The 14,963-nt window shown below is 71.3% G+C and carries 12 protein-coding genes; 5 read left to right on the forward strand and 7 right to left on the reverse strand.

Annotated features, from left to right (window positions below; translation table 11 throughout):
- Window positions 1-11 precede the first annotated feature (11 nt).
- Genes BLS95_RS25975 through BLS95_RS25985 form a run of 3 tightly spaced genes read right to left on the reverse strand, consistent with a single transcriptional unit; the run spans window position 12 to window position 3,128 of the window.
- Complete coding sequence (locus BLS95_RS25975; protein ID WP_090936370.1) at window positions 12-989, reverse strand: ABC transporter permease; 978 nt, start codon at window positions 987-989, stop codon at window positions 12-14.
- Window positions 976-1,962, reverse strand: a complete 987-nt coding sequence (locus BLS95_RS25980) for an ABC transporter ATP-binding protein (RefSeq protein ID WP_090936373.1) — start codon at window positions 1,960-1,962, stop codon at window positions 976-978. The genes BLS95_RS25975 and BLS95_RS25980 overlap by 14 nt, the downstream gene beginning before the upstream one ends.
- Window positions 1,959-3,128: a LolA family protein gene (locus BLS95_RS25985; protein ID WP_090936376.1), complete on the reverse strand. Its 1,170-nt coding sequence runs from the start codon at window positions 3,126-3,128 to the stop codon at window positions 1,959-1,961. Before BLS95_RS25985 ends, BLS95_RS25980 begins: the two co-directional genes overlap by 4 nt.
- A gap of 154 nt (window positions 3,129-3,282) precedes the next feature.
- Here BLS95_RS25985 and BLS95_RS25990 point away from each other — a divergent pair, with 154 nt between their 5' ends.
- Window positions 3,283-3,957 carry a response regulator transcription factor gene (locus BLS95_RS25990; RefSeq protein WP_090936379.1) on the forward strand — a complete coding sequence of 225 codons (675 nt, stop codon included), beginning with the start codon at window positions 3,283-3,285 and terminating at the stop codon, window positions 3,955-3,957.
- Window positions 3,950-5,296 (forward strand): sensor histidine kinase, encoded by a 1,347-nt coding sequence (locus BLS95_RS25995; RefSeq protein WP_090936384.1) that lies wholly within the window; start codon window positions 3,950-3,952, stop codon window positions 5,294-5,296. The genes BLS95_RS25990 and BLS95_RS25995 overlap by 8 nt, the downstream gene beginning before the upstream one ends.
- 230 nt (window positions 5,297-5,526) lie before the next feature.
- Here the strand turns inward: BLS95_RS25995 and BLS95_RS26000 are convergent, their stop codons facing one another.
- Entirely contained in the window at window positions 5,527-6,396 is an 870-nt protein-coding gene (locus BLS95_RS26000) for a LysR family transcriptional regulator (RefSeq protein WP_090936387.1), read from the reverse strand.
- Between the two features lie 573 nt (window positions 6,397-6,969).
- Here BLS95_RS26000 and BLS95_RS26005 point away from each other — a divergent pair.
- On the forward strand, window positions 6,970-8,022 hold the full coding sequence (locus BLS95_RS26005; RefSeq protein WP_090936390.1) for a neutral zinc metallopeptidase: 1,053 nt from the start codon (window positions 6,970-6,972) through the stop codon (window positions 8,020-8,022).
- Between the two features lie 134 nt (window positions 8,023-8,156).
- Window positions 8,157-9,725, forward strand: a complete 1,569-nt coding sequence (locus BLS95_RS26010) for an LCP family protein (protein WP_090936393.1) — start codon at window positions 8,157-8,159, stop codon at window positions 9,723-9,725.
- A gap of 102 nt (window positions 9,726-9,827) precedes the next feature.
- Here the strand turns inward: BLS95_RS26010 and BLS95_RS26015 are convergent, their stop codons facing one another.
- Window positions 9,828-11,882 carry a spermine/spermidine synthase domain-containing protein gene (locus BLS95_RS26015; protein ID WP_090936396.1) on the reverse strand — a complete coding sequence of 685 codons (2,055 nt, stop codon included), beginning with the start codon at window positions 11,880-11,882 and terminating at the stop codon, window positions 9,828-9,830.
- Window positions 11,883-12,063: 181 nt separating this feature from the next.
- On the opposite strand from BLS95_RS26015, the gene BLS95_RS26020 reads away from it, so the two are divergent.
- The gene (locus BLS95_RS26020) at window positions 12,064-13,422 is read left to right on the forward strand and encodes a S8 family peptidase (protein WP_090936399.1); all 1,359 of its coding nucleotides are present in this window, start codon (window positions 12,064-12,066) and stop codon (window positions 13,420-13,422) included.
- A gap of 42 nt (window positions 13,423-13,464) precedes the next feature.
- Here BLS95_RS26020 and BLS95_RS26025 read toward each other — a convergent pair whose 3' ends face one another.
- A complete protein-coding gene (locus BLS95_RS26025; protein WP_090936402.1) occupies window positions 13,465-14,190 on the reverse strand; it encodes an ABC transporter permease in 726 nt (241 codons plus the stop codon).
- The gene (locus tag BLS95_RS26030; protein ID WP_090936405.1) at window positions 14,190-14,945 is read right to left on the reverse strand and encodes an ABC transporter ATP-binding protein; all 756 of its coding nucleotides are present in this window, start codon (window positions 14,943-14,945) and stop codon (window positions 14,190-14,192) included. Before BLS95_RS26030 ends, BLS95_RS26025 begins: the two co-directional genes overlap by 1 nt.
- Between the last annotated feature and the right edge of the window lie 18 nt (window positions 14,946-14,963).

Genomic DNA, 14,963 nt, shown 5'->3' on the forward strand with positions numbered 1-14,963 from the left:
AGGGTGTGCCGTCAGGACGTGATGTCCTTGCCGGAGAAGCGGGCCCAGGCGATCGAGCCGAACAGCGCGATGTACGCCCCGAAGGCCACCAGCCCCTCCCTCAGCGCCCCGAAGTCGACCGGGGCCCGGAGCACCGCGTCGAAGTTGGTGAACCAGGTCGGCAGCAGGTACGGAGTGATCGAGTCCAGCTCGGGGATCGCCCGCAGCACCTGGCAGACGATGACCAGCACGATGGTGCCCGCGATGGCCCCGATGGAGACCTCGGTGAACGTCGACAGCGCCAGCCCGATCGCGGCCAGGGCGGCCATGCCCGCGCCGACGTACCCGACGGCGATGAGGATGCGCAGCAGGCCCTCGGCCATCGTGATGGTGGTGCCGGACAGCAGCGTCACGGGGCCGGCCGGGAACAGCACCAGGCCCGTCAGCAGGGCCGACAGCGCCACCACGGCCGTGACCGCGTAGGCGTAGATCGCCGCGTTGAGATATTTGACCAGCAGCAGCCGGGTGCGGCCGGCCGGGGCCGCCAGCAGGTAGCGCAGGGTCCCCGCGCCCGCCTCGCCCGCCACCGAGTCGCCCGCCACCACGGTGACGGCGACCGGCATCATCAGGAGGACCAGGAAGGACAGCGCGAAGAACGTCAGCATCAGGCTGTTGCCCGCCACGTCCGCGATGATCCCACCCATGCCCCCCTGACCGCCGACGATCCGCAGCGTCACGCCGATGATGACCGGCACGCACGCGATCACGGCCAGCATCGCCAGATTGCGCGGGCGGCGGAAGGTCAGGCCCAGCTCCGAGCCCAGCAGCCGCCAGAACGCCCACCGCTCGCGAGCCGACGGCACCGGCGGCGTGGGGGTCTCCGGCCGCGCGTGGCGCTCGGTGGTCTCCAGCGTCTCCGCCACCGGTACGAGCCCCGGCGTACGCCGCGCCTCCCCCGCCCGAACCCCGGACCCCGCGCCGGGCGACGTCGAAGTGTCAACCGTCGACATCGAAGCCCTCCCCTGTCAGTCCCACGAACACGTCCTCCAGGCTCGGCCGCAGCACGGCCAGCCCCCGGACGGCCACGCCCTCCTCCACCAGCGCGGCGTTGATGCGCTCGGGCGCGTGCCCGCCCAGCTCCGCCGTGACCTGCCCGGCCTCGGAGCGCACGTCGGCCAGGCCGAACGTGCCGAGCACCCGGGCGGCGTCGGCCGTGTCCGGGGTCTCGATCCGGACCCGGGTGGCCAGCCCGCCGCTCAGCGAGGCGATCGTGCCCTGCGCCACCAGCGTGCCGGTCCGCATGATCGCCGCGTGCGTGCACATCTGCTCGACCTCCGCCAGCAGGTGCGACGAGACGAACACCGTGGTGCCGTCGGCGGCGATCTCCTTCACCAGCGCGCGCACCTCGCGGGTGCCCTGCGGGTCGAGGCCGTTGGTCGGCTCGTCCAGGATGAGCAGCTCGCGCGGTCCCAGCAGGGCGGCGGCGATGGCCAGCCGCTGGCGCATGCCGAGGGAGTAGTTGCGGTAGCGCTTGCCGGCGGCGGCCGACAGGCCCACGCGTTCGAGCGCCTCGGCGACGCGCCGCCTGGCGGTGGTCCGCGGGGCGGTCGGGTCGGCGGCGTCGAAGCGCAGCAGGTTGGCCGTGCCCGACAGGTACGGGTAGAAGGCCGGCCCTTCGACCAGCGCCCCCACTCTCGGCAGCGCCTGCGTGGCGGGCAGCCCGAGCACGGAGTGGGTGCCGGCCGTGGGCGTGACCAGGCCGAGCAGCATGCGGATCGTGGTGGTCTTGCCCGAGCCGTTCGGGCCCAGGAAGCCGAACACCGAGCCCCGCGGCACGGCCAGGTCGAGCGCGTTCACGGCGACCTGGCCGCCGCGGAAGCGCTTGGTCAGCCCCTCCGTGACGATGGCGCTCTCCCCGGCGCCGTCCGCCGGGGGCGGGGCCGCCCCGAAGGGCGCCCCCGCTTCCTGCGTGACGGTTGTCACTTGGTGCCCGCCGCCTCGATGATCTCCTCCGGCGTGACCGCGCCGACGAGGAGACGGCCGTCGTCGGTCACCAGGGCGGTGACGAGCTTCGTCTTGATCAGCTTGCCGGAGCCCCACGTGCCGCTCACCGGGGTGGCGGACTTGAGCACGCTGTCCAGCAGCGCGCTCGGGTCGGAGCCGCCGCCGCCGAACGGGTCGTGCGCGTCCGCCGAGCCGGTCGCGGGCGTGGGCGCGGGCGCCAGGTCCGACGGCGAGAACGGCACGACGGCCACGCTCGTCCAGCCGTCACCGACGACCTTCAGCTGGTCGGCGACGTCCTTGGCGTGCTCGGCCCGCTGCTCGGCCTGCTGGCCGGCGGCGTCGAGGCCGAGCGTCCTCTCCTCCACCTTGGTGCCCGCGGGCGGGGTGAAGGTGAAGTTCTCAGGCGCCGGCGGCGTGAACGTCACCTGCGTGAACCCGAGCTGGAACGCCGGCTCCGCCGAGCCCTTGGCGTAGACCTGGACCTGCAGCGGGACGTAGTTCTCCCCGTCGAGCGCGATCCGGATCTCCTGCACCAGCGAACCCGGGTCCTTGGGCGCCACCACGAGCTGGTAGGCCGGGCGGCCCGCCACCTCCGCATTGTTGATCACCCGGACGGCGGTGTGCTGGTCGACGTTGGCCAGCAGCCGCTCGGCCACCTGCTGCGGGGTCACGTCGGTCGGCTGCGGCGTGGGCAGCCGGTGCTGCTTGCCGGCCTCTCCCTTGATCGTCAACTTGGTGGCGGTGTTGCTGCTGCTGTCGTAGTACCAGGCCTGGCCGCCGTTCAGGATCAGGTTGGTCTCGTTCATCTGGGTCGGCATGGCCACCCGCAGCTTGTCGTGGGCGCCGTACCAGACCTTCACCTCGTGCGAGCCGGACAGCAGGCTCAGCGGCGACTCGACGCCGGTCTGCGGCAGGGCGGGCAACCCGAGGGAGGCCGTCTGCTGCACGGTGCCGGACATCGGCGGGAGGCCGCCGTCCTTACCGGTCGCGGCGGCGGCGTCGGCCAGCAGTTGCTGGGGCGTGCGCTCCGGCAACACGGGCTCTCCGCTCACTGCGGCGATGACAGGGCCGGCGCCGATCGCGGCTCCGATCACGGCCGCGGTCGCGATCGGGACTCCCCACCTCACGAACGTGCCTCTTCGCATCTCACTCCCTAACGGTATGTCGTCGCGGACTCGGCGACGTTAGAAGTCGTTAGTGAGAGCCTGCGTGATGCATCCTGTGACGAGCCTGAGGCTGTCTGAGACCGCTCTCAGGCTTCTCAGCGTGGTCTCAGCGCACGAACGGGAGAATCGCCACATGAGAGTACTTGTCGTCGAGGACGAGCGGCGGATGGCCGCCGCGCTCCAGCGGGGGCTCCAGGCCGAGGGCTTCGCCGTGGACCTCGCCCACGACGGCGAGGAGGGGCTCCACGCGGCCAGGAACGGTGACTACGACGTCGTGGTGCTCGACATCATGCTGCCCAGGCTGTCGGGCTACAACGTGTGCAAGCAGTTGCGCGCGGAGGAGAACTGGGTGCCGATCCTCATGCTCTCCGCCAAGGACGGCGAATACGACATGGCCGACGGCCTCGACCTCGGGGCCGACGACTACCTGACCAAGCCGTTCTCGTACGTGGTGCTGGTGGCCAGGTTGCGGGCGCTGATGCGGCGCGACTCCGGGCGGCGGCCGTCGGTGCTGGCGGCGGGAGACCTGGCGCTGGATCCGGCGCGGCGCAGGGTGACCCGCGGCGAGCAGGCGATCGAGCTGACGCCCAGGGAGTTCGCGCTGCTGGAATATCTGCTGCGGCGGCGTGACGAGGTGGTGTCGAAGTCGGAGATCCTGGAACACGTGTGGGACACGTTCGACACCGACCCGAACGTGGTCGAGGTCTACGTCGGCTATCTGCGCCGGAAGATCGACGCCCCGTTCGGCCGGAACGCGCTGCAGACCGTGCGCGGCGCCGGCTACCGGCTGGCGGGCGACGGTGGCTGACTCCCCGCTGGACTGGTGGCGGCGGCAGGGGCTGCGGTTCCGGCTGACGGTGGCGGCGGCCGCCGTGCTCGCCCTGGCGCTGGCGCTGTCGGCGTGGGTGCTGCTCACCGTCCTGGACGGGGCCCTCATGGACACCGTGGACGAGACCACCATGCAGCAGGCGCAGGCCGTGCGGGTGGCGGCCGACGCGAACACGCTGACCAGCCCGATCACCACGCATGACGGCACGATCGTGCAGGTCATCGACGCGCGGGGGCGGATCACGCACGTCACGTACGGCACCGACCGGCTCGTGCCGCTGCTGGACGCGCGGGCCCGGGCCGACGTGCTGGCGCACGGCCGGCCGACGATGCTGGACGGGCGGCCGTACGCGATCCCGGGGTTCCTGCGGGTGGTCGTGCTCAGCGCGGACCACGGGCAGACCGTGGTGGCGGCCCGGCCCATCGGCGAGATCCAGACCAGCCTGGCCACGGCCGCCCGCGTCCTGCTGGTCGGCACGCCCGCGCTGGTGGTGCTGCTGGCGGTGGCGAGCTGGCTGATGATCGGGCGCACGCTGCGGCCGATCAGCGCGCTGCGCAAGAGCGCCGCGGACATCACGGACACCGCCCGGTCGCGCCGGCTGCCGGTCCCGCAGTCGCATGACGAGGTGCACTCGCTGGCCACCACCCTCAACGGCATGCTGTCCCGGCTGGAGGAGGCCGAGCAGCGCCAGCGGGCGCTGGTGTCCGACGCCGCGCACGAGCTGCGCAGCCCGCTGGCCAGCATCCGGCTGCAGTTGGAGGTGGCGCTCGGGCATCCCGAGGGGCAGCAGTGGCCGGAGACCGCCGAGGGCGTGCTGGAGGACACGATGCGGCTGTCCCGGCTGGCCGAGGACCTGCTCGCGCTGGCCAGGCTGGACGAGCGCGGCGGCGTGCCGGCCCGGCGCGAGCCCGTCGACCTCGACGAGGTGGTGCGCCAGACCGTCGACCGCTACGGCGAGGCCCGCCTGGCGGTCTGCGACCCGGTGGTGGTCCGCGGCGACGCGCTGGACCTGAGCCGGGTGCTGACGAACCTGATGGACAACGCGGTACGCCACACCTCCTCCAAGGTCGAGGTGACCCTGACCGCCGACGGCGTGCTGACGGTCACGGACGACGGTCCCGGCATCCCCGAGCAGGACCGCGAGCGGGTGTTCAACCGTTTCACCCGGCTCGACTCCGGCCGCAGCCGCGACGAGGGCGGCGCCGGGCTGGGGCTGGCCATCGTGCGGGAGACCGTGCACGCGCATGGCGGCACGGTCGCGCTGCAGGACGCCGCGCCGGGGCTGCGGGTCGTGGTGAGTCTTCCGGTGTCCCGATAGGGACGAAGGCTCCGATCCTGGGTCCTCTTCACGCCGGCGGGGGGACGACGGCGGGTCCGACGGCACCGCTCGCGCGCCCGGCAGGGACGCGCCGGCCGGTACGGACGAGTGGATGGATCAGGAGCCGAGGGTGGCCCTCAGGGGCACGGCGTCCTCGCCGGGCCCCCTGGGCTCGGTGGTTTCCGGGCCCTTTGTACGGTAGTGGTGGACATGGAGCGTTCCGAGGGGGCTCAGGCGGCGGTGCCCTTCTCGGCGGTGGCCAGGAAGTCCTGGGCGATGAGCGGCAGCCGGCGACGGGCGTGCACGACGGCGATGACCCGGCGCACGGCCGGTTCGAGCGAGCGCACCACGAGGCCCGCGCGCGCGGCCTGCTCGGCCAGCCCGCGGTACCACAGCAGTGACGCCTGGCCCGTGCGGACCGCGTTGAGCCAGCCGTTGCGCTCGTCGGTCTCGAGTACGACGACCGGGGTGACCGCGTACTTGCCGAACATCGCGTCGAGCTCCCTGCGCCGCAGGCTGCCACGGGCGGGCAGCGCCAGGCGCATGCCGTGCAGCTTGCCCATCGGCACGGGATTGGGCAGGTCGAGCCCGGGCGGGGAGATCAGCACGATCTCCTGACGCTCGAGCGGGTGGGTGATGAGGTCGGTGGGCACGGGCAGATCGGTCAACCCGAGATCGGCTCGCTGATCCCGGATCGCGCTGACGACGGCGTCCCTGCCGTCGCAGCGCACGATGTGCACGCGTACCCCCGGATGTTCGGCCGTGTAGGCGGGCAGAAGCCGCCCGGCGAGGCCGGGTTCGAGGCTGGGGGTGGAAGCTATGCGGAGCTCGGCCTCGGTGACGGTGCCATGATTGGCCAGACCCTCGATCTCGTGAACCGCGTCGAGTGCCTCCCTTGCCAGCTTGACCACCCGGCGGCCTTGTGCGGTGACGACCACGCCACGGCCTGAACGAGCGAAGAGCGTCATGCCGAGCTCCCGCTCCAGATCACGGATCGCGCGGGACAGCGCAGGCTGCGCGATGTAAAGCGATCTTGCCGCGTCGGTCATGGTGCGGTGCTCCGCAGTCGCGACCACATAGCGGAGCTGCTGGAGATTCATGCCAACGAAGCTAGGACACCGCCTGCCACGCGCACCGGAAGATAGCGGAGATCACCTCGAATGATTTCGGACTGTAACCGAGCACCGCTACATCCGTGACGGGTGAGAAATCAGTATGCTTTTGCCCCAAATTTGGCAAGGGTCCGGCAAGTCCTCCGACAAAGCCCCCATTGCCGACAAGTAGGTGAACGGGGATACAGGGTGACAGGGAACGGTCAATATCCACCGCCGCCACAGGGGCCAGGGCAGCCACACAGGCCACCCTCGTTACCATGGCCGCCGCCTGGGCACCGCCGGCCGCAGCCGCCGGGGGGCGGGCAGGGGAGCCCGTACCCGCCGGCCGGTCCTCCTTATGCCCCACCGCAAGCCCCGCCTCCTCAGGCCCCGCCGCCGCAGAGCCGGCCGCCGTACGGTTCGCCGCCCCAGGGACGGCCGCCGCAGGCGTGGCCACCGCAGGGGCCGCCACCGCCTCCGCAGGGGCGGCCGTACCCGCAGGGCGGGCCGCCACCGCCGCCACCCTACGGGCAGCCGCAACAGCAGTACCGGCAGCCCCCTCCCCCGCCGCCGCCTCCCATGCCGACGCGGCAGTGGCCGCAGCCGCCGCAGCGCAGGAAGTCCGGGGCGGGCGTCCTCGGGGTGATCGGTGGCGTGCTCGGGGGCCTGGCGGCGCTGTTCGTGCTGCTCATCATCGGGTCCGCGATGCTCAAGAGCTCGCCGGGGTCGGACACGACCACGCCGGTCGCGATCCCGACGTACGAGCCGTCGGAGCGGGCCACCCACGAGGCCGAGCCCTTCCCCACGCGGACCAGGACGCGCGAGCCTTCGCGGGAGCCGACGCGTGAGCCGGCCGAGGAGGACGACACCCCCGTGAACCCGCCCGCCCAGGTCACGCTCAACACGTCGCTGAAGAACAACACCGTCTACCGGGCGGGGACACTGCCCAGGCTGAACTGCCGGGCGGGCAACGTCAGCATCTTCAGCCACAGCCAGCTCAAGGCGCTGATCCTGAAGACGGGCAGGTGCATGGACCAGGCGTGGCAGCCGATCCTGGAGAAACAGGGCATCCGGTTCAGCCCGCCGAACTATGCCATCGCCGCCACCCGCGGCCGGGGCGCGTGCGGGGATTACCCGTCGGCGGGGAGCATGGTGCCGTACTATTGCCCACAGAACAACACGATCTACGCCTCCACCGGGGCCATGGCCAGGGGCAACGGCAACGCCCGCGGATACGGCCAGATCATCACCTGGCACGGCGGGATCATCAGCATGCTGGCCCACGAATACGGCCACCACGTCCAGAACATCACCGGCCTGATGGACTCCTGGTGGAAGTCGACCCTGGACGCCGGCAGCCAGAGCGGCAAGCTGGCGCTCAGCAGAAAGCTGGAGCTCCAGGCCACCTGCTTCGGCGGCATGTGGATGCGTTCGGTGGCGGCGTCCTATCCGGTGAACACGGGGAACCGGAGCCGGCTGTTCTGGTTCTACGGCCAGGTGGGCGACTACCCCGGCTATCCGCGCGACCACGGCTCCCGGACCAACAACAACCGGTGGTTCAGGCAGGGGTGGGAGCGGAACGCGGCCTATCAGTGCAACACGTGGATGGCGCCGTCCTCCACGACCTCCTGACGGACATATGGCGTTCATCTCAGGTTGAGCACATGTCTTTGATGTCCAGATAAGGGCACTAGAATCCTGGCAATCTTGTGCCCCGTGGCGGGCAATGTCCAGTTTTGCCTGGTAGGCGGGTAAAGGAGCCGGGTGTGAGTGAGCGCGATGGGGTAGAGGCCGTTCCCGGAGACAGGAAACGGCGCCCCATTCGCCGCCGCCCTCGCCCCGGCTCCGGTTCCGCCGCACCGCGGTTCGCCAAGCCGCTGACCACCGGTTCCGTGCTGGGCTGGACCGCGCTGTCGGCCGTCCTGCCCGGCGCCGCCCACCTGCGGGCCGGGCACCGCCGTACCGGGCTGGCGCTCATCGGCGCGTACGCGGTGCTGCTGCTCGCGGTCCTGGCCTACGTGCTGATCAACAGCGACGACCTGCTGGCGAGCGCCACCTCGTTCGTCAGCGACGGGATGATGGTCGCGGTGGTCGTCGCCGCCTCGGTCCTCGCGCTGGCGTGGTTCGCGCTGCTGGTGAGCTCCTACATCGCGCTCGGGCCCAACCGGCTCAACCAGCAGGGCCAGGTGGTGACCGGCATCGTGGTCGGGGTGCTGTGCGTGGCGGTGATGTCGCCGTTCGCCCTGGTCGGCAACACCGTGCTGACCGTACGGAACACGATCCAGAACATCTTCCCTTCGGTGGTCGACCCGGACGCGCCCGCCGCGGCCAAGGACGGCGAGGACCCCTGGCACGGCAAGACCCGGGTGAACTTCCTGCTCGTCGGCGGTGACGCGGCGGGCAACCGCACCGGCGTGCGTACCGACAGCATGAACGTGGCCAGTGTGGACCTCAGGACCGGCGCCACGGTCCTGTTCAGCCTCCCGCGCAACCTCCAGCACGTGCGCTTCCCGCCGACCTCCCCGTTGCACAAGCAGTTCCCCAACGGCTACATGGCGGAACTGCCCAACGGCGGCCTGCTCAACGAGGTCTGGCAGTACGCCAACGACAACCCGCAGATCATGGGCGGCAGGAACAAGGGCCCCCGGGCGCTGATGGACGCCATCGGCTACACCCTGAACCTGAAGATCGACTACTACATGCTGATGAACATGTACGGCTTCGCGGACCTCGTCGACGCCATCGGCGGTCTGAGGATCCGGGTCGACCAGGACGTCAAGTGGGGCGGCCTCTACGGCACGGCGGGCACCATCAAGGCGGGCTTCCGCCGGCTGACCGGCGAGCAGGCCCTGTGGTACGGCCGCTCCCGGGTCAACAGCGACGACTTCTCCCGCATGGCCCGCCAGCGCTGCGTCATCGGGGCGTTCGCCCAGCAGGCCACGCCCGCCAAGATCCTGGCGAACTTCACCAAGATCGCCGGTGCGGCCCGGCGGCTGGCCCAGACGAACATCCCGCAGCACCTCGTGCAGCCGCTGGTGGAGCTGGCCGTCAAGGTCAAGGACGCCAAGATCACCAGCCTGCAGTTCGTGCCGCCGGAGTTCTACTCGGGCCGCCCGGACTGGGTCAAGATCCGCCAGGCCACGCGGAAGGCAATCAGCGACTCGACCCGGCCGGTCCAGGCCAAGGCCGCCAACGTGAGCGCCGCGCCGAGCCGCACCAGCAGCCCGACGGCGTCCCCGACGGCCACCCGGCCCGTCACGCCCACGCAGACGCCCACCAGGAACACGCAGAAGGCCGACAACGCCAAGTCCCTCGACGAGCTGTGCGGCCTCTGAGCACCGGCCGCCACCGGAGGACCTGGGGCCGCGGACGGCCGGCCTGACGCGCCAGCGGCGCACACCGCAGGAGCCGCCGGCGCCGATTCACACCGGCGCTGGTCACACCGGCGCGATGGTCTTCCGCGGCAGCAGCGCCAGCGCGCCGACGTAGAGCACCGCCGCCACGATGAGCAGTCCCTTGTAGCCGATCAGCAGTGACGCGTACTCCAGGCACCCGCCGACCATCGCGCCGAGCAGGTTGGCGCCGAAGGACGTGGTGGCGTCGGCCGTGTCGGCGAAGCGCTTGGCGAAGACCACGTTCGCGGCGAAGATCGGCAGGAACGCCACCGTCACGGCCGCCACCGCGCGCAGCGGCACGGGCAGCGACAGCAGCCACTCGTTGGGCACCAGCCAGGCCAGCAGCAGGCCCGCCAGCAGCACCCCGTACATGACCGGTAGTGGCGGCATCCGGAAACGGCGGGTCACCTCAACGGCGGCGAGCACCGCGACCAGGACGCCGGCGAAGACGATCGCGTTGACCACCCAGGTCGTGCCGAACAGCAGCGCGAACCCGGTCACGCTCTTCGTCTCCAGCAGCATGAACCCCACGCCCAGCAGGAACAGGTCCGCGTACGGGCGCATGCGGTCGTAGGGGCCGGCGACGGCGCGGACGGCGAGGAGGCTGACGAGGAGGATCAGGCCGAGTGTGATGAGGTAGATCGGCGGGATCGTCGCGTCCTTGAGGTAGAGGAAGGGCCGGTCGTCGTCGGCGGGCGCCGGCGTGCCGGGGGCGGCGCCCGGCCACTCGCCCGCGCAGCGCTGGTCCGCGGCGGTCAGGCCCGCGGTGATCACGGCCTGCTGGCCCGCGACGTTGACCACGTCGACGCACGGTTTGTGGCCGAAGGCCTGCTGCATGGTCGAGGCCAGCCGGTCGACGAGCCAGCTCTCGCGGTAGTAGTTGTACATCGAGAAGGTGCCGCCCGGCTTGAGGCGGGCGCGGGCCGCCTTCATGGCCTCCTCGGTGAACAGGTAGCTCTCCAGACGCAGGGAGCTGGCCCCGGAGACGAGGGTGAGCGAGTCGGGCAGGGCGAACAGGATCAGGTCGTACTTGCTGTCGGTGCGCTCGAGGAAGGCGCGGCCGTCGGTGATGTGGGTGAAGACGCGCGGGTCGTCGTAGGGCTTGTCGGGGTGGATCGCCATGCCGAGCTCGTGCAGCTTGGGGTCGATCTCCACGGCGTCGACGCGGCCCGCGCCCTTGGACAGCGCGATGGCGACGTCGGTGCCGCTGCCCGCCCCGACGATGAGCACGTCCTTGGGCGGGTTGGTGGCCCGCTCGTACGGCAGGCCGTACTGCTGCTCGAACTGCAGCCGGAAGCCGGCCGGCATGGTCTGCTGGTGCGGGATGCCGTTGACCGCGATGTCGGTGATGGGGATGCCGGCCTGCCGGAGCTCCGGGCTGGTGGCGTCCTTGGTGGTGACCTTGTAGTAGGGCGACCAGATCGCCCCCGCCGTCAGCGTCTCGGCCAGCAGCAGCCCGACCACGACCAGCGAGGGCACGGCCACCAGGCCGACGTAGAGCGCGCGCGGCCGGGGCACCAGCAGCACGGCGTAGCAGCCGGCCGCGATCAGCCCCCAGAACACCGGCGGGGCGCTGAGGAACGACAGCGCCGTGAACGCCGCGATCCCGGACAGGCTGCCGATCAGGTCGTAGCGGTAGGCCTCCAGCCGGGGCAGCTCGGGAAAGCAGCGGCCGACCAGCTCGGCGGGCCCCATGAGCACGGCGGCGGCGGCGCAGAAGATCACCGGCAGGATGAGCCAGGCGGGCGGGCCGCTGGTGGACAGGCTCGTCCAGTACAGGACGCCCTCGGTGTTGCGGTCGACGGTCACCGGGAACGTGAACACGACGACGACCAGGACGGCGAGCACGACCGGCGAGTAGTACGGCTGCCGCCGCGAGCGCCCCACCCGTAGGAAGCCGAGCCCGATGCCGAGGAACGAACCGAGCAGGACGAAGTTCGTGAAATAGCTGAGGTGGACGATGTTGGATCCGGTCCACCGGATGAGCGCCAGCTCAAGGAAGAGCATGAAAGCGCTGGCCAGAATGAGCCTGGGCCGCACCGCCAGCCAATGGTCCTTCTCCCCGCCAGTGACCGGCGTCTGCGCCTGGAGCGTCATAACGCATCACCGTAGTGAACTGATCGAAAACAAGGAAGTACGGCCGCCCAGAATAATGTCGTCCGCTTCGCCTGGAATGCGGCATTTTTGCAGGTCAAACCCCTGAGAGGCGCTGGACGAGGGCGCGTTGATGAGTGAATGTTAGGGCATTCGTTTCCCTCCGACTCTCCGGTGGTGGCTCATGCGAGTCCTGATCCAGCTCCGTCCCTCCCCCGACCTCGTGGCGGCCGTCGCCGACCCCGAGCAGACCGCCACCACGGCCGACGTCGCCGACGGGTTGCCCGGGGTCGAGCTCGACACGGCGTTCGTCCCCGTGGCGGTGCCGCGGCCCGTTCCCCCGGCCGGTGGTGATCCGCTCTCGCTCAACCAGCCGCTCGACTTCTCCCTGGCCGCCGAGGACGCCTCCGTGCTGGTGCGCGGCACGATCTCGGACGACGAGCTGGCCGCCAGGGTGACGCTGCTGCCCGCGCTGAGACCCGACGTGGTCGGCGTCTTCTCCGACCCGGTCATCGGGTCCACGCTGACGTGCGGCGGCGATCCGCCGGTCGGCACCTGGCACGACGTGGAGCGCCTGCTGAACGTGCCGGGGCTGCACGCCGAGGGCCTCGACGGCACCGGGGTGGCGCTGGCGGTCCTCGACACCGGGATCAACACCGCCCATACAGCCAGGCAGCTCGGCCGCGGGGTCACGCTCGACGCGGGGCGCTGCTGGAGCCCCGCGGGCGTGCGGGGCAAGCCGGGCGAGTTCGAGGTGGACCACGGGACGATGTGCGCGTTCGACACGCTCATCGCCGCTCCCCAGGCGACGCTGCTCGACATCCCCCTGCTGCTGTCCACCCGGCCGGGCGGCTCGGCGATGGACGGGCTGCTGTCGGACGCGGTGTCGGCGTTCGCCCACCTGCGTACCGTGCTCAACGCCCAGCCCGCCGAGTCCAGGGCGCTGGTGGTGAACAACTCGTGGGGGTCGTTCTCCCCCGAGTGGGACTTCCCGGTCGGGCATCCGGGCAACTACTCCGACAACGCGGCGCATCCGTTCAACCTGATGGTGGCCGAGCTGGACAAGGCGGGCGCCGACGTCCTGTTCGCGGCGGGCAACTGCGGGAAGGAGTGCCGGGACGGCCGCTGCGCCTACCACGAGCGGCCCCTCGTGGGCGCCAACTCCCACCCCAAGGCCCTGTCGATCGGCGGGGTCGACGTCAACGGTGAGCGGGTGGGCTATTCCTCGCAGGGGCCGGGGCGGCTGACCGCGCGCAAGCCCGACCTGTGTGCCTACACGCACTTCTCCGGGTCCAGGGCGTTCGGCGACCGGGCGCCGGACTCGGGCACGTCCGCGGCGACGCCGGTGGCCGCGGGGCTCGTGGCCGCCGTACGTACCCGCTGGCCGGCGACCCGGCTGTCGCCGGCCCAGCTGCGGGCGCTGCTGCGGCGCACCGCGGAGGACCGCAGCGAGGTGGGCTTCGACTACGACTACGGCTACGGGATCGTGGACCCCGCCGGGATCATCGCCGCGCTCCAGCGGCGGGCCAGGAGCGCGGCGTGAGAGCCCGCCAGGCGTTCGCCGGTGAACGCCTGGCGGCCGGCGCTAGGCGTTCGCCCGGTTGAACACGCGGCTCCCGACCGTGAGGGCGACCGCGGTGAAGACCACGGTCACCGCCACGCCCGCCCCCACGGTGCCCGTCAGGTAGTGCCCCTGGAACAGGTCGCGCAGGGCCTCCAGGACGTATCTGAACGGGCTGACGCGCGAGATGGCGTCGAGCCAGCCCGGCGCCATCGACATCGGCAGGAACGAGCCCGACAGCAGGATGAGCGGCACCACGGCCGTGGTCATCACCGGCGCGAAGAGCTCCTCGTTCATCGTCAGCGCGACGCTGTACGACAGCGCGGCCAGGCTGATCCCCAGCACCACGACCAGCACCAGCCCGGCGACCAGCCCGAGCGCCGGAGCGCGCAGGCCGAGGGCGAAGGCGACGGCGAGCAGGACCACCGTCTGGATCACCAGCGTGACCGCGTTGTTGAGCACCCGGCCGAGCAGCAGGGCCAGCCGGCTGGCCGGGGTGACGCGCATGCGCTCCAGCACGCCGGAGCGCTTCTCGAAGACCACGCCGAACCCGGCCAGCCCCATGCTCAGCAACCCGAGCTGGATGATCAGGCCCGGCACCAGCGTCTCCCACGTGCCGAACGTGGTGAAGATCGGCCCGAACAGCACCAGGAACAGCATCGGCTGGATCGCGCCGACGACGATGCCGACCTTCTGCCGCAGCGTGACGCCCAGGCCGTGGCGGAACAGCACCAACGTGTCGCGCAGCATCAGGCCCCCTGCCCCGTCAGCGCGCTCTCCTCGCGCAGCGACCTGCCGGTGATGTCGAGGAACACGTCGTCGAGCGTGCGGCCGCCGGTCTTGAGCTCGGCCGGGGCGCCCTCGGCCACGATCCGGCCGTGGTCGATGATCAGCACCCGGTCGCAGAGCGCGTCGGCCTCGTCGAGGTAGTGGGTGGTGAGGAAGACCGTCATCCCCTTCTCCCGGCGCAGCGTGCGGATGTGGTCCCACAGGTTGGCCCGGCTCTGCGGGTCGAGGCCGGTCGTCGGCTCGTCGAGGAAGAGCAGGACCGGGTCGTGCAGCAGGGCGAACGCGATGTCGAAGCGGCGGCGCTGACCGCCCGAGAGCGTCTCGCCGAACCTGGTCTCCAGCCCGTCGAGCCCCAGCCCGGCCACGACCTCGGCCACCTTGCCCGCGGCCGTGCCCCGGTCCAGGCCGTAGAGCCTGCCCTGGAGCTCTAGCTCGCCCTTCAGCGGCGTCCCGAACGGAATGCCGCCGCTCTGGGAGACGTAGCCGATGCGGCGCCGGACCTCCCTGGCGTCGCCGAGCAGATCGCGGCCCGCCACCGTGGCGCTGCCCGACGTGGGGCGGAGCAAGGTCGTCAGCATCCGCATGGTGGTGGTCTTGCCCGCGCCGTTGGGGCCGAGAAAGCCGACGATCTCGCCGGGCTCGACCGTCATGTCCACGCCTCGGACGGCGTCCACGCCGGCGTCGAAGGTCTTGCTCAGACCCACTGTCTTGATCATTTGATCGCCTCCAAAATT

Origin of the sequence: Nonomuraea jiangxiensis (assembly GCF_900099965.1) — a bacterium.
GTDB lineage: Bacteria > Actinomycetota > Actinomycetes > Streptosporangiales > Streptosporangiaceae > Nonomuraea > Nonomuraea jiangxiensis.